The 18,674-nt window shown below is 65.4% G+C and carries 15 protein-coding genes and 3 tRNA genes; 7 read left to right on the top strand and 11 right to left on the bottom strand.

All coding sequences use genetic code 11. From position 1 onward, the window contains the following. Positions 1-253 (bottom strand): transposase domain-containing protein (locus I8J34_RS10390; RefSeq protein WP_214361329.1); only part of this gene is annotated, 253 nt, incomplete at its 3' end. 263 nt (positions 254-516) lie between these two features. Then, positions 517-2,535 carry a PEP-CTERM sorting domain-containing protein gene (locus I8J34_RS10385; protein WP_214361328.1) on the bottom strand — a complete coding sequence of 673 codons (2,019 nt, stop codon included), beginning with the start codon at positions 2,533-2,535 and terminating at the stop codon, positions 517-519. A 381-nt stretch (positions 2,536-2,916) separates the two neighbouring features. Between I8J34_RS10385 and mfd the strand changes: the two genes are divergently transcribed. Next, positions 2,917-6,348: a transcription-repair coupling factor gene (gene mfd, locus I8J34_RS10380; protein WP_214361327.1), complete on the top strand. Its 3,432-nt coding sequence runs from the start codon at positions 2,917-2,919 to the stop codon at positions 6,346-6,348. On the opposite strand, the gene I8J34_RS10375 is transcribed toward mfd, so the two are convergent. Next, positions 6,349-7,176, bottom strand: a complete 828-nt coding sequence (locus I8J34_RS10375; protein ID WP_214361326.1) for an AraC family transcriptional regulator — start codon at positions 7,174-7,176, stop codon at positions 6,349-6,351. 96 nt (positions 7,177-7,272) lie between these two features. Here I8J34_RS10375 and I8J34_RS10370 point away from each other — a divergent pair, with 96 nt between their 5' ends. The 4 genes from I8J34_RS10370 to pabB all read left to right on the top strand — a co-directional run bounded on the left by I8J34_RS10370 (position 7,273) and on the right by pabB (position 11,666). Beyond that, a complete protein-coding gene (locus I8J34_RS10370) occupies positions 7,273-7,809 on the top strand; it encodes a peroxiredoxin-like family protein (protein WP_214361325.1) in 537 nt (178 codons plus the stop codon). A 181-nt stretch (positions 7,810-7,990) separates the two neighbouring features. Continuing rightward, on the top strand, positions 7,991-9,070 hold the full coding sequence (locus tag I8J34_RS10365) for a 3-deoxy-7-phosphoheptulonate synthase (protein WP_214361324.1): 1,080 nt from the start codon (positions 7,991-7,993) through the stop codon (positions 9,068-9,070). Continuing rightward, the gene (gene serB / locus I8J34_RS10360) at positions 9,067-9,897 is read left to right on the top strand and encodes a phosphoserine phosphatase SerB (protein ID WP_214361323.1); all 831 of its coding nucleotides are present in this window, start codon (positions 9,067-9,069) and stop codon (positions 9,895-9,897) included. Before I8J34_RS10365 ends, serB begins: the two co-directional genes overlap by 4 nt. Before the next feature lie 14 nt (positions 9,898-9,911). Then, positions 9,912-11,666, top strand: coding sequence for an aminodeoxychorismate synthase component I (gene pabB / locus I8J34_RS10355; RefSeq protein WP_214361322.1), 1,755 nt, complete (start codon positions 9,912-9,914; stop codon positions 11,664-11,666). Positions 11,667-11,702: 36 nt separating this feature from the next. Here the strand turns inward: pabB and I8J34_RS10350 are convergent, their stop codons facing one another. After that, positions 11,703-12,734, bottom strand: a complete 1,032-nt coding sequence (locus I8J34_RS10350; protein WP_214361321.1) for a sodium:calcium antiporter — start codon at positions 12,732-12,734, stop codon at positions 11,703-11,705. Positions 12,735-12,995: 261 nt separating this feature from the next. On the opposite strand from I8J34_RS10350, the gene I8J34_RS10345 reads away from it, so the two are divergent. Together I8J34_RS10345 and I8J34_RS10340 are read left to right on the top strand one after the other, a co-directional pair. Next, the gene (locus I8J34_RS10345) at positions 12,996-13,700 is read left to right on the top strand and encodes a hypothetical protein (protein ID WP_214361320.1); all 705 of its coding nucleotides are present in this window, start codon (positions 12,996-12,998) and stop codon (positions 13,698-13,700) included. 45 nt (positions 13,701-13,745) lie between these two features. Beyond that, positions 13,746-14,957: a hypothetical protein gene (locus tag I8J34_RS10340; RefSeq protein ID WP_214361319.1), complete on the top strand. Its 1,212-nt coding sequence runs from the start codon at positions 13,746-13,748 to the stop codon at positions 14,955-14,957. Positions 14,958-15,013: 56 nt separating this feature from the next. On the opposite strand, the gene I8J34_RS10335 is transcribed toward I8J34_RS10340, so the two are convergent. From I8J34_RS10335 to nqrF, 7 genes are all read right to left on the bottom strand, one after another. After that, positions 15,014-15,090, bottom strand: a tRNA-Arg gene (locus I8J34_RS10335). 83 nt (positions 15,091-15,173) lie between these two features. Next, positions 15,174-15,250, bottom strand: a tRNA-Arg gene (locus tag I8J34_RS10330). A gap of 54 nt (positions 15,251-15,304) precedes the next feature. Beyond that, positions 15,305-15,397 (bottom strand) — tRNA-Ser (locus tag I8J34_RS10325). Positions 15,398-15,448: 51 nt separating this feature from the next. After that, positions 15,449-16,678 (bottom strand): aspartate kinase, encoded by a 1,230-nt coding sequence (locus I8J34_RS10320; RefSeq protein ID WP_214361318.1) that lies wholly within the window; start codon positions 16,676-16,678, stop codon positions 15,449-15,451. Between the two features lie 141 nt (positions 16,679-16,819). Then, positions 16,820-17,215 carry a CBS domain-containing protein gene (locus I8J34_RS10315; protein ID WP_214361317.1) on the bottom strand — a complete coding sequence of 132 codons (396 nt, stop codon included), beginning with the start codon at positions 17,213-17,215 and terminating at the stop codon, positions 16,820-16,822. Between the two features lie 2 nt (positions 17,216-17,217). Beyond that, entirely contained in the window at positions 17,218-17,418 is a 201-nt protein-coding gene (gene nqrM, locus I8J34_RS10310) for a (Na+)-NQR maturation NqrM (protein WP_214361316.1), read from the bottom strand. 29 nt (positions 17,419-17,447) lie between these two features. After that, entirely contained in the window at positions 17,448-18,674 is a 1,227-nt protein-coding gene (gene nqrF, locus I8J34_RS10305) for an NADH:ubiquinone reductase (Na(+)-transporting) subunit F (RefSeq protein WP_214361315.1), read from the bottom strand.

The raw sequence follows: 18,674 nt of genomic DNA, 5'->3' as shown, positions 1-18,674 counted from the left end.
AGCGCGCCCAGGCCAGACCCTGAGAGATCACTGCGAACACTTCCTCGTAGGCCGCTTCGGGGTAGAGGCTCAGCGCCATGCAGTAGTAAACCCCGGCCACCGCCGGGAAGCTGCGCACACGCTGACTATTGCAGCCATGTTCATCGAGAATTTGATGAATCTGGTCTGCCGAATAAACCCGAGCGAGCAGACTGGCGCTCAGGTAGTCGCTGAGCCGAGCGCCCGCCCCAAGCAATGCCTTCGTTCGCGCCATGTGACCACCCCTATTGAGATGGCGTTACTATAGCGCCAAATGGCTAAGCGAACAGTATTGAGACCTGACCCAGAACTCTACAGAGCTCTATGACCCCGAGCTCTGCGGGTTCTGTGCGGTACCGCGCACGGCGAGCGCAGGACGGACGCACCAATTCGCGCAATGGATTATTTTGACGGTGAGATCGTGCTGGCAACCGTGGAACGATCAGGGCGTTTGCGTTTTCTACAAAAGCCAAACTCCGTAAGGCCCAATATCCACCATCAAGGCCGGCGCAGGCGTCGATGAACAGTCAAGGAAAGAACGCCCAAACCCGCCAGCAACATCGCGAACTGGCTTGGCTCCGGCACCGGGGCAATCGTCAGAGAACCGGCAGCAAGCAGGTAGTTGAACGCAGCACCTTGCAACCTGTCACTGGTAAGCGAAAAATCAACGGCCAGGTCGACTTGCCCCACAAACGAGCCAAGATTGATCGCGTTATTGACGAAGAAGCCGCGTGCATCGGACAAGGTTGTGAAACTACGGGAAAACAGCGTCTGCCCGGAGTTTGTCACCGAAAAATCCAAGCTCATCGGATTCGATGCGTCATAGCCGGAAAAGTCCATCAACCCGAGCAGAACGTCCGTCGTCTGATCGAACGCATAAGAGAACTCCGCATTCCCCGAGTACGTGCGCTGCCCAATTGCAAATTCGCTGTAGTTTGCGCCGATGACGCCTGCGCCAATCAGGTGACGCCCGGAGCCCGCGGCGAATGCGTTTTCGAGTGCGCTGTGGCTACTGACCAAGGCCTCAAATTGCCCGCTTCCCAGCAATCCATCCGCATAGGAAAACGCCTCGATGCCGTTGCTGCCGGCGGACAGATTTGGCAGCGCTCTGGGCGAGGCGACAGAAAATGCGGTCACGGCAACGCTATTCACCTGCTGCGAGACAAGCGAAGCGTTCGCCGTGTTCTCACCAACCTGCGAGGTGGCGCCAGCCTTCACGACGGGATGAACATATCTGCGCGCAGCGCCGCTACCGACTTCATAGGAATGGTTCGTCAGGCTTGACGCATTGGCGTGACCGCTATTTCCCGCCGCATAGGCATTTGCCTCGGCGAAGCCCACACCGCGTGATCTGGCGACGGCGTCGGCAATGGCTGAACCTCCGCGGGTACTTGGGGTATCAGGGGAAACGGCCCTGGCAGTTGTCCGCGTGGTAGAGCCGTTCATCTGCGATCCAATGGAAATATAGGCCGTGGCGTTCCCGCTGCTGCCGGCAATTCCCGTACTGGTGGTCCCGCCTCTGCCGCCCTCTGCCGTTACGGTCCCAGTCAGACTTCGTTCACCATAGGGCGAGAACGCTGGAGCAAGCCGGGATATGGCGTTACCGCCATTCCCCGCGAGCGCGCTCTCTGAATACCCGCCATTGCCGCCTCTGGCGAATTGGGACAAGGACAAAGAGCCATTGGACGAGCCCCGCGCACCATCAATAATGACGGTGTCGGCACCGTCACCACCCGAGGCCCCCGAATAACCCGACCCACCGTTGCCACCAACCGCATCGGCCCTGACGCTGAGGGTCCCGGAGCCTTGTTGTCCGTAGGTCGAGCCAATGGAGGCAACCCCACCATCGCCGCCACGTCCGCTTCCATAGCTCGCCGTACCGCCTGCGCCTCCAATGGCTTCGCTGACGAGGCTGGCATTGGTGAAACCGATGAAATGCCCCGACGAAGCGGCAACCGCGCTCCCGCCCAGTCCACCGTCACCGAAATAGCTGCCGCCCCCCGCACCACCAACTGCGCGGGCAGACACGCCGTAGAACGACCCGTTGCCGCCGGACATGCCGCGGCCAATCGCTGCAGCACCCCCGCCTTCTCCACCATCGTAACCGGCACCTGCGGCCACGCCACCGAAACCACCGGAGGCCTGAGCAACAACCGACGCACTACCCGACAACACGGTGGAGTTGCCGTCCGCCGTCGCTGAGCCACCATCACCACCGCTACCCGTGACGTTCAGTTGCCCATTGACGATGCCGACGCCCTGCGTCTTGTCGCCTGCCCATCCACCTTGACCGCCCGTTGCCTTCGCGCTGCTGGAGTTGTCATTGTTGAGCGGAAGCGTAGCAGTTGCGCTGCCACCGTTCGTACCGCCACTACCATTGACGCCATCGCTTCCGTCGACACCCACCACATTGGCCGTTGCCGAGTAGGCTGGAAAAACGGGAACGCCAAGACCCGCCACAAGCAATCCAATCACCGACAAAGGCCGGCGAATACGTTCCACTGTCTTCTGACGCATCGTTCACTCCTGGTGACGCTCTCGTGTGTTGATCGGAAGATCGAAATCCTGCCGCATCACGCAAAAAAGATGCCCGGAAAAATATCACCATTCATTACATATGGTTACCCTTCTGAGCTCCAGCGCGCATGGCTGCAGCTGTAAAGCTGCCCGACATCTACCATCCGGAGATCCCGCTGAAGCCGCGGTTCGCGGTGCGTTGGCCACCACCATTGCATCCGGAATGCAAAACTGAAGCCGGAAAGCGCCACCTCCCCTTGGTCAGCTGGCGCTCAGCCCGACTCGGCCTGAGAGACGGCGCTCGGAAAGGACCCTGCTCAGACGAGTGCCGTAAGTCCCTCCCGTATAATCAACGCCCCTACCCCCATCCTCGCCACCCGCATGCCCGCCCCGCACCCACTGTTGCCCTCCCTCGCCGCCCTCCCCGCCGCCAAGCCCGGCCAACGGGTCGATCTGCCGGCGCTCGCCGGCTCGTCCGACGCGCTGGCGATCTCTGCACTGGGTAATGGCACGATGCAGGTCGTGGTGGTGGCCAACCCGATCGATGCGCAGCGGCTGCGTGACGAGATCCTGTGGTTTGCGCCCAACTTGCGGGTGTGCGTGCTGCCGGACTGGGAGACGCTGCCCTACGACGCGCTGTCGCCGCACCAGGATCTGGTCTCCGAGCGGCTGGCGACCTTGTATACGGTGACGCGCGGCGAGGCCGACGTGGTGCTGGTGCCGGCGTCGACGGCGCTGTATCGCATGGCGCCGCCGAGTTTTCTGGCGGCGCACACCTTCTTCGTGAAGCGTGGCGAGCGCATGGACCCAGAAGCGTTCAAGCAGCAGATGACGTTGGCCGGCTACGCGCATGTGACGCAGGTGGTGAGCCCGGGCGAGTACAGCGTGCGCGGGGGCATCATCGATCTGTTTCCGATGGGTTCGACACTGCCTTACCGCATTGATCTGTTTGACGATGACGTCGACACCATCCGCACTTTTGACCCCGACACGCAGCGCACGGTGTATCCGGTGGATCAGATCCGCCTGCTGCCGGCGCGGGAGTTTCCGCTCGACGAGGCGGGCCGCACGCGCTTTCGCAGCAGCTTCCGCGAAACCTTTGAAGGCGACCCGAGCCGGGCGTCCATTTACAAAGATGTGTCGAACGGCATTGCCTCGGCGGGGGTGGAGTATTTTCTGCCGCTGTTTTTTGAAGACACGGCCACGCTGTTTGATTACCTGCCGACGGCGTGCCGCGTGTTGCTGCATGGCGATGTGCCGACGGCGATTGCCGACTTCTGGCGCGATACGCAGTCGCGCTACGACTTGCTCAAGGGCGATCGCAGCCGGCCAGTGATGGCGCCGCGGGCGTTGTTTCTGGATCAGGAGGCGTTTTTCTCGCGCCTGGCGGATCACCCGCGCTTGCAGATTGGCGCGCCGCGCGAGGGCGAGGTGGCCTCACTGCCGGTACCGACCGTGGCGGTCGAGCGCAAGGCGAATGACCCGCTGCAGGCGCTCAAGCGCTGGCTGGATGGCTTTGACGGGCGGGTGCTGGTGCTGGCCGAGTCGGCCGGCCGGCGCGAGACGATGGCGGAGTACTTTGCCGAGTACGACTTGCCCTACACCCAATGCGATGATCTGAACGCCTTCCTGAGCAGCAAAGCGCCGCTGTGCCTGACGGCCGGGCCGCTGGCGCGCGGCTTTATCTTGCCCGAGGCGAAGCTGGCCATCCTCACCGAGACCGAGCTTTACGCCAACACGGCGCGCACCCCGCGCCGGCGCGACGGCGGGCGCAAGGCCACCGTCGAGGGCTGGCTGCGGGATTTGTCGGAGCTGAAGATTGGCGACCCGGTGGTGCATGTGTCGCACGGCGTGGGGCGCTACCTTGGCCTGGTGCACATGGACCTGGGCGAAGGCGATACCGAGTTTCTGCATCTGGAATACTCGGGCAGCGACAAACTGTATGTGCCGGTGTCGCAACTGCATGTGATTACCCGCTACGCCGGCGCCGACCCCGAGGCGGTCGACCTGCACCGGCTGGGCTCCGGCCAGTGGGACAAGGCCAAGAAAAAAGCCGCCCAGCAGGTGCGCGACACCGCTGCCGAGCTGCTGGCGCTGTATGCCCAGCGCGCGGCGCGCACCGGCCACCAGTTCAGCTTCAAGACGCATGACCTCGACGCCTTTGCCGAAGCCTTCGGCTTTGAAGAAACGGCCGACCAGCAAGCGGCCATCGACGCGGTGATCAAGGACATGCAGTCCGGCCGGCCGATGGACCGGCTGGTGTGCGGCGATGTGGGCTTCGGCAAGACCGAAGTCGCTCTGCGCGCGGCCTTCATTGCCGTGGCCGACGGCAAGCAGGTGGTGGTGCTGTGCCCGACCACGCTGCTGGCCGAGCAGCATTACCAGACCTTTGCCGACCGCTTTGCCGACTGGCCGATCAAGATCGCCGAGCTGTCGCGCTTCAAGAGCGCCAAAGAGCAAGCGCAGGCGCTCAAGGAGCTGGACGAAGGCAAGGTGGACATCATCATCGGCACCCACCGCCTGCTGCAAAAAGACGTGCAGTACAAGCGCCTGGGGCTGGTGATCATCGACGAAGAGCACCGTTTCGGCGTGCGCCAGAAAGAGTCGCTCAAGCAGCTGCGCGCCGAGGTAGACATCCTCACCCTCACCGCCACACCGATTCCGCGCACGCTGGGCCTCGCGCTGGAGGGGCTGCGCGAGTTTTCGGTGATTGCCACGGCACCGCAAAAGCGGCTGTCGATCAAGACCTTTGTGCAGCGCTGGAGCAAGGGCATCATCCGCGAGGCGGTGCTGCGCGAGTTCAAGCGCGGCGGGCAGGTGTACTTCTTGCACAACGAAGTCGACACCATCGAGAACGTGCGCGACTCGCTCACCGAGCTGCTGCCCGAGGCGCGCATCGTGGTCGGCCACGGCCAGCTACCCGAGCGCGAGCTGGAGCGGGTGATGCGCGACTTCACCCAGCAGCGCGCCAACCTGCTGTTGTGCACCACCATTATCGAAACCGGCATCAACATCCCGACCGCCAACACCATCATCATGAACCGCGCCGACCGCTTCGGCCTGGCGCAGTTGCACCAGCTGCGCGGCCGCGTAGGGCGATCGCACCACCAGGCCTATGCCTACCTGCTGACCGACGCGCACGCCAAGCCGACCGCGCTGGCGCAAAAGCGGCTCGAAGCCATCACGCAGATGGAAGACCTCGGCTCGGGCTTCTTCCTCGCCATGCACGACCTGGAGATTCGCGGTGCCGGCGAAGTGCTGGGCGAAAACCAGTCGGGTGAAATTCAGCAGATCGGCTTTTCGCTCTACACCGAGATGCTCAAGCGCGCGGTGCGCGACCTGCAAGCCGGGCGCGAGCCAGACCTGACCAAACCGCTGGATGTGGTGTCCGAGATCAATCTGCACAGCCCCGCCCTGCTGCCCAGCGCCTACTGCGCCGACGTGCAGGAGCGCCTCACGCTCTATAAGCGCCTGGCCAACACCGACACCGAAGACGAGCTGCGCGAGCTGCAAGAAGAGCTGATCGACCGCTTTGGCGAGATGCCGGCGCAAACCCTGGCGCTGCTTGAGACGCACCGCCTGCGCGTGATGCTCAAGGATATGGATGTGGTAAAGCTCGATGTGTCGGAAAGCCAGCTGAGCATTCAGTTTGGCGTGGCCGCGCCCATCGACCCGATGAAGGTTATCGGGCTCATCCAGAAAGACCGCAACACCCGCATGGCCGGCCAGGATCGCCTGATCTGCAAGATCCTCGCGCCGACGGTCAAGCAGCGCGCGGCGGCGGTCAAGGAACTGCTCAAGCAGATCTGCTGATCAGATTGCCGCGGCCGCGGCCTCGGCCGCGGTGCGTGACAGCGCCCGCGACAGCGCCGCCGGGCTCTCGTAGCCGGCCGCTTGCGCCGCCCGCTTGAGCCCGCGCCCGGCTGTGATCTCGCGCCGCGCCAGGGTGAGGCGGTAGCCGTTGAGATAGCGCCGCGGCGTGATGCCGAGGCTGCTGCGAAAACGCTCGGCAAAAATGGAGCGCGACAGCCCGGCCGTCTCGGCCATGGCCTCGAGCGACCACGGCGCCGCCGGGCGCGCATGCACCGCCACCAGCACCCGGGCCAGCCCGGGATCGCCCAGCCCGGCCAGCACCCCGCGCGGCAGCACATGGTTGGCCACCAGATGGCGCAGCAGGCCGATCAGCAGGATCTCCCCCGCCCGACTCAGCAACACCCCGCTGCCGCAGCGCGGCTGGCCGACCTCCTGGTCGATCAGCGCAATGGTGCGGGTCAGGTCGGCGGTGGCGGCCGACATCGGCAGAAACAGCGGCACGTCGAAGGCGTCGAGCAGCAGGGGCGCGGCCGGGCCGTCGAAATGCGCCTGGGCGCAGAAGACGCGGCAGGCGTCGATAGAGACCGGCGCAAGCACGTGCGCCTGGTCGGCACGGAACACCGCAATCGCCGGCGCCTCCAGCGTCTGCCGCCCGGCGGGTGTGTCGAAGGCCACGGTGCCGGCCACCAGCAAATGCACATGCAGATGGTCGGCCGCGGCCGCCGGCACCACCGCCGGTTCGGCCTGCGCGCCCGAATGGCCGATGTCGACCCGCGGCATCAAGCCCGTGAGCAAGGCGGTCAGGCGATCGAGGCGAGGACTTGTCATTGGCATTTTCGGACGAACTGCAAACGGATCCGGACAAATGATTGCATATCGTCCGCGATACTCCAAGCATCGAATTTCCGTCTGGAGCGCCGTCCGATGTTGATCCCCCGCCAACCCGTCCCCCCACTGAAGGTGGCCACTCTCGCCGGGGTCCCGTTCGACATCCACGCCGACAACCCCGACACCTTCACCATGGTGGCGTTCTACCGCGGTCTGCATTGCCCGATCTGTGCCAAATACCTGATGGAACTGGAGCGCCTCACACCGGAATTCGCCGAGCGCGGCGTCAACACCATCGCCATCTCCAGCGATGACCAGACGCGCGCCCAGGCCATGGCCGACAAGGTCAATGCCCAGCACCTGCGCTTCGGCTACGACCTGCCGCTGTCGGTGGCCCGCCAGTGGGGGCTGTATGTCTCGGCCAGCCGCGGCAAGACCTCGATCGGCATCGAAGAGCCTGCGCTGTTCAGCGAGCCCGGCCTGTTCATCGTCCGCCCCGACGGCACGCTCTACTACGGCGCGGTGCAGACCATGCCCTTCGCCCGGCCGCTGTTCTCCGAATTGCTCGGCGCGGTGGACTTCGTACTCAAGAACAACTACCCGGCGCGCGGCGAGGTGGTGGCCGACGATTGACGCTACGCCCGGACACCGCGAGGGGCCGCCCGCTGCGGCCCTTTTTTTGTCCACGGCCGACAGCGCAGCGTGCGCCCGGCATAGGCTCGGCCCGGCCCGTGACCACTCAGGTGTTACCCGTCTGACGAATTGCGCGCCGGCGCGATAAACTATCGGTTTTCGCCGCCCGGAAGTGCGCATCATGACCGTCGCCCAGACCGAAAACCTCAATATCCTCGCGCAAGACCACATGCCTTCACCGGAAGAAGTGAAGCAGCAGGTCCCGCTCACCGACACCGCCGCCAAGACGGTGCTGTCCGGACGCCGCGCCCTGCAGGCCATCCTCAACCGCGAAGACCCGCGCCTGTTCGTGGTGGTGGGCCCGTGCTCGATCCACGATCCGATCGCCGGGCTCGACTACGCCCGCCGCCTCAAGGCGCTGGCCGACGAGTTGTCCGACACGCTGCTGCTGGTGATGCGCGTGTATTTCGAGAAGCCGCGCACCTCCACCGGCTGGAAAGGCTTCATCAACGACCCCTACATGAACGACTCGTTCCGCATCGACGAGGGCATGACCAAGGCGCGCCAGTTCCTGCTCGACATCAACGAGCTCGGCCTGCCCACCGCCACCGAAGCGCTCGACCCGATCGCGCCGCAGTACTACGGCGACCTCATCGCCTGGACCGCCATCGGCGCGCGCACCGCCGAATCGCAGACCCATCGCGAGATGGCCTCGGGCCTGTCCACCCCGGTGGGCTTCAAGAACGGCACCGACGGCTCGCTCGACGCGGCCATCAACGGCATCGTCTCGGCAGCCAGCCCGCACAGTTTCCTGGGCATCAACAACCACGGCCGCTCGGCCATCCTGCGCACCCGCGGCAATGCCTACGGCCATGTCGTGCTGCGCGGCGGCGGCGGCCGGCCGAACTACGACACGGTGTCGGTCAACCTCGCCGAAAAGGCGCTGGCCAAGGCCGGGCTAGCGCAGAACGTGGTGGTCGACTGCTCGCATGCCAACTCCTGGAAGAACCCCGAGTACCAGCCGCTGGTGCTGCGCGACGTGGTGCACCAGATCCGCGAGGGCAACCGCTCGGTGGTCGGCGCCATGATCGAGAGCTTTATCGAGGCCGGCAACCAGTCCATCCCCGCCGACCTGTCGCAGCTCAAATACGGCTGCTCGGTCACCGACGCCTGCGTGAGCTGGGACACCACCGTCGACATGCTGCGCCATGCCCGCGACATCCTGCGCGCCACCTTGCCGAACCGGACCTCGCCTCAATGAATCTCGTTGTTTTCGGCCCCGACATTGAAACGCCCCTGCTGAAACAACTGGCCCGCCACTGCGATGCGCGGGCCATCGAACAGATCGATCCGGCCGCCTTTCGCCTCGTCGAGGCGCAGCGCCGCGACGGCGTGGCCGAGCTGTGCGACGCCGCCGGCATCGACTATGCCTTCGTGCCGGCCAAGCGCCGGCTGGCGGATTTCGGCCTGTTCGTCACCGACATGGACTCGACCCTGATCGACATCGAGTGCATCGACGAGATCGCCGACCAGTGCGGCAAGAAGCACCAGGTGGCCGAGATCACCGAGGCAGCCATGCGCGGCGAGATCGACTTCCGCGAATCGCTGACCCGCCGCGTCGCCCAGCTCGCCGGCCTCGACGCCGGGGCACTCGAGACCGTGTTCCGCGAGCGCCTGCGCCTCAACCCCGGCGCCGAGCGCCTGCTCGCCACGCTCAAGGCGAACGGCATCGTCACCGTGCTGGTCTCGGGCGGCTTCACCTACTTCACCGACCGCCTCAAGGCCCAGCTCGGCTTCGACCACGCCTATGCCAACACGCTGGAGGTGGTCGACGGCAAGCTCACCGGCAAGGTCACCGGCCCGGTGGTCGACGCCCAGGCCAAGGCCGACCACCTCAGCCGCATCCGCGACCAGCTCGACCTGAGCGCCGATCGCGTGATGGCCGCGGGCGACGGTGCCAACGACCTGCCAATGTTCCAAGCCGCCGGTTTTCGCATCGCCTACCAGGCCAAACCGGTACTGCGCGCGCAGGCCGACTGCAGCCTCAGGCACAGCGGCCTGGACGCGGTCCTCAAGCTCTTCGCCTGACCGGCGCAGCCCGGATGTTGCCCTTCGCCACCCGTGACCCCGTCGCGCTCTTCGACGACAACCTCGTCGACCAGCATGCCCGGCATCTGCACGGGCTGGTGGACACGATCTGCTGCGACAGCCCGGACACGCTCGACGCCGCCTTTGCCCGCATCGAAGCGGCCACAGCCACCGGCCACTGGGTAGCGCTGGCCGCCGCCTACGAGCTCGGCTATGCGCTCGAGGCGCGCCTCGCACCGCTGCGCCCGGCCAGTGCCACGCCGCTCCTGCGCGCCTGGATCTTCACCCACGGCGAGCTCATCGACGACGCCGGCTGCGAACAGTGGCTGGCCGCCCAGGACGACGGTCGCGCCACCGGGCTGATGGACCTGTCGGCCGACCTCCATGTCGCCGACTACCTGACCGCCGTCGGGCGCATCAAGCAGTACATCCGCAACGGCGACTGCTACCAGACCAACTTCACCTTCGGCAGCCACGGCCGCGCCTACGGCCAGCCGGCGCGCCTCTACCGCAAGCTGCGCGAAGCCCAGCCGGTGCGCTACGGCGCGCTGATCCTGCATGCCGACGGCTGCCTCATGAGCCGCTCGCCCGAACTCTTCGTCGCCCGCCGCGGCGAAACGCTGACCTGCAAACCGATGAAGGGCACGGCGCCGATCGACGCGTCGCCCGCCGCCCTCACCGCCAGCGACAAGAACCGCGCCGAAAACCTGATGATCGTCGACCTGCTGCGCAACGACCTCGGCCGGCTCGCGCCGCCGGGCGGCGTGGCGGTGCCGGCGCTGTTCGAGGCCGAGGCCTACCGCACCGTCTGGCAGATGACCTCCACCATCACGGCCTCGCCGGTGCGCGCGAGCCTGGCCGAGATCTTCCGCGCCCTCTTCCCCTGCGGCTCGGTCACCGGCGCACCGAAGATCCGCGCCATGCAGATCATCCGCGAGCTCGAACACGGCCCGCGCGGCGTGTATTGCGGCGCACTGGGCTGGATCGCACCGGGCGGCGACTTCCAGTTCAACGTACCGATCCGCACCCTCGACATCGCCGCCGACGGCGCGCTGCGCTGCCATACCGGCAGCGGCATCGTCGAAGATTCGGTGGCCAGCGACGAATGGGCCGAATGCCGCCTCAAGCTGGCCTTTCTGAACCGCATGCCGGGCGATCTGCGCCTGATCGAAACCCTTCGTTTCGACGGCAACACCCTGCCCTGGCGCGACGATCACCTCGCCCGCCTCGCCCGTTCGGCCGCCGCCCTCGGCATGGCCTGCGATCCGGACGCGGTGCGCGCCGCCCTCGACCGCGCCACCGCACCGCTGAACGGCGAGCATCGCGTGCGCCTGACCCTCGGCCACGCCGGCGACATCGACATCACCACCGCCGCGCTGACACCGTTGGTCGGCCCCCAAACCGTCTGCCTGGCCGACGAGCCCCTCGACAGCACCGATCCGCTGCTGCCGCACAAGACCACCGAGCGCGCCATCTACGAGCGCCAGCTCGCCGCGGCCATGGCCCGCGGCCATTTCGACGCCTTGTTCTTCAACGAGCACGGCCAGTTGGCCGAAGGCGCCCGCAGCAGCGTGTTCGTCGAACTCGACGGCAACGTCTTCACCCCCCCGCTGAGCGCCGGCCTGCTCGACGGCATCTGCCGCCGCCGCGCGCTGCGCGAGGGCTTTGCCCGCGAGCGCCCGCTCACCCACGACGACCTCGCCCGTGCCAGCCGGCTGTGGGTGGGCAATGCCTTGCGCGGCTTGATCGAAGTGACGCTCGCCGATTGACGCCCCGCCGTTGGCGCCGACCATGGCAGACAGGCATTACACGCTGAACATGAACACCACCGTCGCGACATAGGCGGCCAGCACGAACACGCTCTCGAAGCCGATGTTGGCAAAGCCGCGCTTCTCGCGGTGCAAGAGCCCCATCAACAGCACCCCCGCCTGCAGGATCGCCACGCTGACCAGGAAAACCTGACGTTCGCTGACCGCATGCAGGATCGACCCCTCCCGGTAGAACAGGTCGGAGACGGCGACGAACAAGGTGTCGAAGACGTTGCCGCCGATGATGTCCCCGACCGCCAGCGTGAGCGCGCCCTGGCGCACGGCCGCGATCGCGGTGACCAGTTCGGGCAAGGAGGTGGTCACCGCGGTAAACACGCCGCCGACCGCCGATTCGTTGATACCAGTCTGACGCGCGAGCGCAATGCCGCTGCCCGCCAGCGCCCAGCCGGCGGTGCCGACCATGCCGGCAAGGAGCGCGAACTCGGTCCACAGGCGCGACATGCCGGCAAAGCGCAGGCGCACCCGCGGCGTCTCGCTACGCGTCTCCTCGGTCTGTTCCGGCAGCCACATCGGCCGCTGATGGGCCGAAGACACCAACCTCAGCCCGGCCACGTAGGCGGCGGGCAGCAGCACCGAGACCGGGTGCACACCCCACAGCGCGATCTCGGGCGTAGTCATCGCCACCAGGATCAGCGCCAGCAGGCTCACCAGCATCGCCCCCTGCATGATGTTGGCCGCCGAGGCGGCCGCATGTTCAAGGTTGGCACGCGGATAGGTCAGATCGGCAATGGCCAGGAAGGCCGTCTGCGCGGCGATGCCGCCCAGCGCATTGGCCACCGCCAACTCGGCGTGGCCGCTGGCGGCCGCGGTCATCGACGTGACCGAACCCGGCAACGAGGTGACTGCGCCGAGAAAGAGCGCCCCGGTCACCGCTTCGCCGAGGCCGGTGCGCCGCGCGATGCGCGCGGCCACATTGGCCAGCCGCCAACCGCCGACGCCGATCACCAAGCCCATGGCCACAAAAACCGCAATGTTGATGGCGAGCGGCAGCGCGTCGAAATCGATCATCCTAGCAACCGTAGTTGGACGCGCCCGAGTGTGCGTCTGGCGATATGAGCGCAGGCCCCCACGCTCACTTCGTTCGCTGCCCCCCGAGGGGGCGGTACCCGCTCTTGGGGCGGCCCGGCGAGCGGGTGGGCAAGGCCCGACGACGCACAGCCTGCACGCTGTAAGGAGGAGCTACGCGGCCAGGCGGCCCGCCAGACGTGCAATCGGGTGCGTAGCGCTGTCACCCACCGGGTGATCGGCCTCGAAGCCGAAAAGGTTCGCATGTTCAATACCTTGCTCATGGGCACAAGCGGTCAACTGCGGTTTCTAGGATCATTGCTCTCCTTTCGGCTACTGGCTGGCGTCGCGCAGCGGGCAAACGCCTATGCCAAAGGCAAGCCAGGCGTTGTCACGGCCGCTGGTGATCCGTTAGTCATTGGCTCGCCGCGGCAGTTCAACCGCATGGCGCGGGAACAGCGCGCCGCATGGTTTGTCCCATTTGAAACCGACATGCGGTTCGCGATCCCCCCGCGCCGCGCCCGAATCCCTGGAGCCACGATGAAACGCAATGCGACCCAAAAGCTCATCGCGGATCACTGCCTCGACGGGCGCATGAGCCCGGGCGAGGAGATCACCCTGCGGATCGACCAAACCTTGACACAGGACGCCACCTGCATGCTGGCCATGGGCGCTGAACTGGGCGCCACGGCGACGGTGTTTCCGTCCGACAACGGGGTGCGGCGTTGCCTGGCCGGCCAGGGATCGAGCGGCGAGCACGCGGCCATCGCACCGCGCTTTCTCGGCTGGCGCGCGTTGCCGGCCAAGCGCTTTGCACGGATCCACCGGCAGAACCTGATCAATGTCGGCATCCGGCCCCTGGGCTTCGACGACCCAGCGGACTTTGAGCCGATCGAACGGGATGACATCCTGGCCCCGCACCGGCTTGACGAAGCGCTGACGCAAGACGGCCCGCCGGTCGTGCACTGACCCCGTGGGACGGCAGCGCGGCGCACTCCATCGCTCGGAACACCAATGACCAACGACACCGCAGCCACGACACCGAACGAACGGCGCCCCCTCGATCTGGGCTGGCTGGTCTTCGGCGAACCCGGCCCGGAGGCTGCCGAGGTATTGCGCCTGGCCCGCCAGCGCGTGCTCGACCGCCTCGGCGAACTGTTTCCTCGCTTCGACTGGCAGCTGACGGTGATCCGTCGCCCCAAGGCCGTCCTACACAGCCCGTGCGAGGGGTCGTTGTTGCTGCAGGAGGGATTGGTCGAGCATGACGAACGCGGCTGGGACTTCAGCTTCGTCATCACCTCGGCCGATCTCCAGACCTATTACAAGTCCTACGCCTTCGCCATGCCCTCCCGGGCGCTGTCGGTTGCCGTGGTGTCGCTGGCCCGCCTGCTGCCGCATGACGGCGCTGCGAAGGCCACCGACCATGCGGCACAGGCCGAGCGACTCTGCCACCTGTTCCTGCATCTGCTGGGCGATCTGAACGGCATCGAGCATCGTGCCGAGGCGACGGACTACATGTCCGCCCCCACCGAGGCCGAGGCGCTCGACGCCATGGACCACTTCGACCCGGCGACGGTCGACGCGCTCGGCGCCGAACTGGATGACGTCGCGGACATCCGCCTCGAAGAGCGTCCGCAATCGAGCACGACCGGGATGCTCGGCTTTTACCTGCTGGCCATCTGGCATTTGCGCGGCGACATCTTCAGCGCGGTCATCCAGGCCGAGCCCTGGCAGTTTCCGATCCGGCTCAATCGCCTCACCACCGGTGCGGTGTCGACACTGTTGATTTTGATGATGACGGCCGAAGCCTGGGATCTCGGCCTGGGGCAGCCGCTCGGGCGCATGAGCGCACTCTCGCTGGCGATCCTGGTCGGCACCTCGGTCTTCATCCTCCGCCGCCAGAAGCTGCTGCTGCGCCGCGCCCGCGGGCACTTGTCCGAGCAGATCGTGCTGACTAACACCGCGATCACGCTGGTGGTGTTCCTCGGCATGGCGAGCACCTATCTGCTACTGCTGTCGCTGAGCCTGATCGCCGCGCATCTGCTGTTCAGTCCGGCGCTGGTGAGTGGCTGGGCGCCATCGGTCACCGGACCGATCGGCGCGGGCCACTATGTCGCCCTGGGGCAATTGATCGCGTCGTTCGGCATCCTCATCGGCTCGCTCGGCGCGTCCTTCGAGGGCCATCACTACTTCCGCCACATTGCGTATGTCGATGAGGAACTGTAAGGCGGACCTGAAATGACACAGGGCACTTCCGAAAGAAGTGCCCTGTGCGATCAAACTGGCGCGCTCGGCAGGATTCGAACCCACGACCCCCTGGTTCGTAGCCAGGTACTCTATCCAACTGAGCTACGAGCGCGTTGCCGGCTTGGGGTCAGACAACCCGACCACCGGACTAAAAAAGCCGCGCGTTCCGCGGCTTTTCAAACTGCTTGTTCTGTGTGGCGCGCTCGGCAGGATTCGAACCCACGACCCCCTGGTTCGTAGCCAGGTACTCTATCCAACTGAGCTACGAGCGCAACCGCGAAGCCAGCGATTATACGATGAAGAATAAACGCCGTAAAGCATCTGTGTGGCGGAGACGGAGGGATTCGAACCCTCGATACCGTTTTTGACGGTATGCTCCCTTAGCAGGGGAGTGCCTTCGACCTCTCGGCCACGTCTCCTCACCACAGGGCCGCGATCATATCGGTTTCGCGCCCCGGGGTCAAACCAGTTTAAGACGCCACGCCATCCAGCCCGAAAGCCTTGTGCAGCACGCGTACCGCCAGTTCCAGGTACTTCTCGTCGATGACCACCGAAATCTTGATTTCGGAGGTCGAGATCATCTGGATATTGATGCTCTCTGCGGCCAGCGTGCGGAACATCAAGGAGGCCACGCCCGGGTGCGAGCGCATGCCGACCCCGACGATCGACACCTTGGCCATGGTCGTGTCGCTCAGGATGTCGCGTGCGCCGATCTGCTCGCGCACCTGTTCGAGAATCGCCATCGCCCTGTCGTGATCGCCACGGCTCACGGTGCACGACAGGTCGGTCGTGCCGTCGTGGCTGACGTTCTGGATGATCATGTCGACATCAATATTGGCCTCGGCGATCGGGCCGAGGATGCAATAGGCGGTGCCCGGCTTGTCGGGCACGCCGAGCACGGTCAGCTTGGCCTCGTCACGGTTGAAGGCGATGCCGGAAATGATCGGCTGTTCCATGGGACGTTCATCCTCGGTGGTGATCAAAGTGCCTTCGCCGCCCTCCGCGAAACTCGACAGCACCCGCAATTTGACCTTGTACTTGCCGGCAAACTCGACCGAGCGAATCTGCAACACCTTCGAGCCGAGACTCGCCATCTCCAGCATTTCTTCGAAGGTGATGCGCTCGAGCTTGCGCGCCTCGGGCACGATGCGCGGATCGGTGGTGTAGACACCGTCTACATCGGTGTAGATCTGGCACTCGTCGGCCTGCAGCGCGGCGGCCAGGGCCACGCCGGTGGTATCGGAACCGCCGCGCCCCAGGGTGGTGATGTTGCCGGCGCCGTCGACGCCTTGGAAACCGGCGACCACCACCACATGCCCCGCCTCCAGATCGCGGCGCAGGGTCGTCCCGTCGATGGACAGAATGCGCGCCTTGGTGTGCGCGCTGTCGGTCAGGATGCGCACCTGGGCGCCGGTATAGCTCTTGGCCTTGACGCCGATGGCATGCAGCGCCATGCACAGCAGGCCGATGGTGACCTGCTCGCCGGTGGACACCACCACATCCAGCTCACGCGGATCGGGATTGGCCGTGATGCCCCGGCTCAGGGCGATCAGCCGGTTGGTCTCGCCACTCATGGCCGACACCACGACCACCACCTGATGCCCTTCGGCCTGCGCGCGCGCAACACGCCGGGCGACATGCTGGATGCGCTCCGGCGTGCCGACCGAGGTTCCGCCGTATTTCTGGACGATCAGCGCCATGGCCGCCCCTGAGGGGACGCACCGACCGCCCGCCGGGTGAAGACGACCGTGCTTCGCGATGCGCCGAGGCGAATCGACGCAGCACGGAAGTGCCGAGATCTGCCACTCCCGGGCAAACCCGCGCGCGCCCCGGTCATTGGCTTACCAGAGCCGTTCGAGTGCCGCCAGCGTGTCGTGGCGCGAAAGCTGCCCGACCAGGCGACCGTCTTCCATCACCGGATAGCAGCGCCGATGCTGTGAGACGAACATCTCGGCAGCATCGGTCAGGGTGGATTCGGCATCGATGGAGACCGCCGGTGCGGTCATGAACTGCGAGACCTGACCGCCGAACTCTTCGTAATAGGATGCATTGAGCGCCGCCTTGAGGCAATCGCGCTCCGACAGGAAGCCGACCAGCCGACCGGTATCGTCCACCACCGGCGCACCGCTCAACTCATGCGTGAGCAACAGATGGACGGCCTCGAGGACCTCCATCTGCGGCTTGAACGACAGCGGATCCCGCGTCATGTAATCCTTGACCTTCAACGAACGCAGCATGTTTATTCCTCTTCTTCCGCCTGCGCTTTCATGCGGGCACGACGCTTCGGGCAGGGCTTGGCACAGCCGGCCTCGCACTCGAGGCCGACCGCCCCAAGGCCGCCGCAGCTGCCGCCGATCGGTTTGCGCCCGGCAATGACGCCGATGGCCATGGCCAGCACGGCCAGCAGGATCACCCCAAAGGTAACGACAAAAACACTCATTTCGACCTCCTACACCCGCGGCAACCCGGTCAACCGCCGAAGTCGTCGAGCATGATGTTTTCACGCTCGACCCCGAGCTCGACCAGCATGTTGATCACCGCCGAGTTCATCATCGGGGGGCCACACATATAGAACTCGCAATCTTCGGGGGCCGGGTGGTCCTTGAGGTAGTTCTCGTAGAGCACGTTGTGGATGAAGCCGGTGTAACCCGTCCAGTTGTCTTCGGGCAAGGGATCCGACAAGGCCAGATGCCAGGTGAAATTCGGATTTTCTTCCTGCAGCTTGTTGAACTCGTCGACATAGAAGGTCTCGCGCAGCGAGCGGGCACCGTACCAGAAGGTGATCTTGCGCGTGCTCTTGAGCCGCTTGAGCTGGTCGAAGATATGCGAGCGCATCGGCGCCATGCCGGCACCGCCACCGACGAACACCATCTCGTTATCGGTCTCGCGCGCGAAGAACTCGCCGAACGGCCCATACACCGTGACCTTGTCACCCGGTTTGAGACCGAACACCCACGAGGACATCTGCCCCGGCGGAATGTCGTCGCGGCTGGGCGGGGGCGATGCAACGCGGATGTTGAACTTCACCACGCCCCGCTCTTCGGGATAGTTGGCCATCGAGTAGGCGCGGATGACGGTCTCGTCCACCTTGGAGACGAAGCGCCAGAGGTTGAACTTGTCCCAGTCGCCGTGGAAGCGCTCTTCGATGTCGAAATCCTTGTACTTGACCACATGCGGCGGGCATTCGAGCTGCACGTAGCCGCCGGCCCGGAAGTCGACGTTCTCGCCCTCGGGCAGGCGCAGCGTGAGCTCCTTGATGAAGGTGGCGACGTTCGGGTTGGACTCGACGGTGCACTCCCATTTCTTGACGCCGAACACCTCTTCGGGCACTTCGACCTTCATGTCCTGCTTGACCGGGGTCTGGCAGGACAGGCGCCAGCCTTCGAGACGCTGACGCTTGGTGAAGTGCGATTCTTCGGTGGGCAGCATTTCACCGCCGCCCTCCTCCACGATGCACTTGCACTGGGCGCAGGTACCACCGCCGCCGCAGGCGGACGACAGGAAGATGTTGTGGTTGGCCAGTGTTTGCAGCAGCTTGCCGCCGGCCGGCACCGTCAGCTTGTGCTCGCCGTTGATGTCGATCGTGATATCACCGCTGGAGACCAGCCGGGCGCGCGCCATCAAGATGAAGACGACGAGGGCCAGGACGATCGCGGTGAACATCCCGATTGCGAGGATGATTTCCAGATTGTTCAT

This window comes from Denitromonas iodatirespirans (assembly GCF_018524365.1).
In the GTDB taxonomy this organism is placed as follows: Bacteria; Pseudomonadota; Gammaproteobacteria; order Burkholderiales; family Rhodocyclaceae; genus Nitrogeniibacter; species Nitrogeniibacter iodatirespirans.
The sequence above is the reverse complement of the archived record's forward strand: the minus strand, read 5'-3'. Positions and strand labels throughout refer to the sequence as shown.

Bases quoted from the DNA above. Each gene is read 5' to 3' on its own strand.
- I8J34_RS10315 (WP_214361317.1), bottom strand. From the start codon at position 17,215: ATGCTGCGTTCGTTGAAGGTCAAGGATTACATGACGCGGGATCCGCTG.
- I8J34_RS10375 (WP_214361326.1), bottom strand. From the start codon at position 7,176: ATGACAAGTCCTCGCCTCGATCGCCTGACCGCCTTGCTCACGGGCTTG.
- I8J34_RS10365 (WP_214361324.1), top strand. From the start codon at position 7,991: ATGACCGTCGCCCAGACCGAAAACCTCAATATCCTCGCGCAAGACCAC.
- I8J34_RS10345 (WP_214361320.1), top strand. From the start codon at position 12,996: ATGTTCAATACCTTGCTCATGGGCACAAGCGGTCAACTGCGGTTTCTA.
- I8J34_RS10340 (WP_214361319.1), top strand. From the start codon at position 13,746: ATGACCAACGACACCGCAGCCACGACACCGAACGAACGGCGCCCCCTC.
- nqrF (WP_214361315.1), bottom strand. From the start codon at position 18,674: ATGAACAATCTGGAAATCATCCTCGCAATCGGGATGTTCACCGCGATC.
- mfd (WP_214361327.1), top strand. From the start codon at position 2,917: ATGCCCGCCCCGCACCCACTGTTGCCCTCCCTCGCCGCCCTCCCCGCC.
- serB (WP_214361323.1), top strand. From the start codon at position 9,067: ATGAATCTCGTTGTTTTCGGCCCCGACATTGAAACGCCCCTGCTGAAA.
- I8J34_RS10385 (WP_214361328.1), bottom strand. From the start codon at position 2,535: ATGCGTCAGAAGACAGTGGAACGTATTCGCCGGCCTTTGTCGGTGATT.
- I8J34_RS10370 (WP_214361325.1), top strand. From the start codon at position 7,273: ATGTTGATCCCCCGCCAACCCGTCCCCCCACTGAAGGTGGCCACTCTC.
- I8J34_RS10350 (WP_214361321.1), bottom strand. From the start codon at position 12,734: ATGATCGATTTCGACGCGCTGCCGCTCGCCATCAACATTGCGGTTTTT.
- pabB (WP_214361322.1), top strand. From the start codon at position 9,912: ATGTTGCCCTTCGCCACCCGTGACCCCGTCGCGCTCTTCGACGACAAC.
- I8J34_RS10320 (WP_214361318.1), bottom strand. From the start codon at position 16,678: ATGGCGCTGATCGTCCAGAAATACGGCGGAACCTCGGTCGGCACGCCG.
- nqrM (WP_214361316.1), bottom strand. From the start codon at position 17,418: ATGAGTGTTTTTGTCGTTACCTTTGGGGTGATCCTGCTGGCCGTGCTG.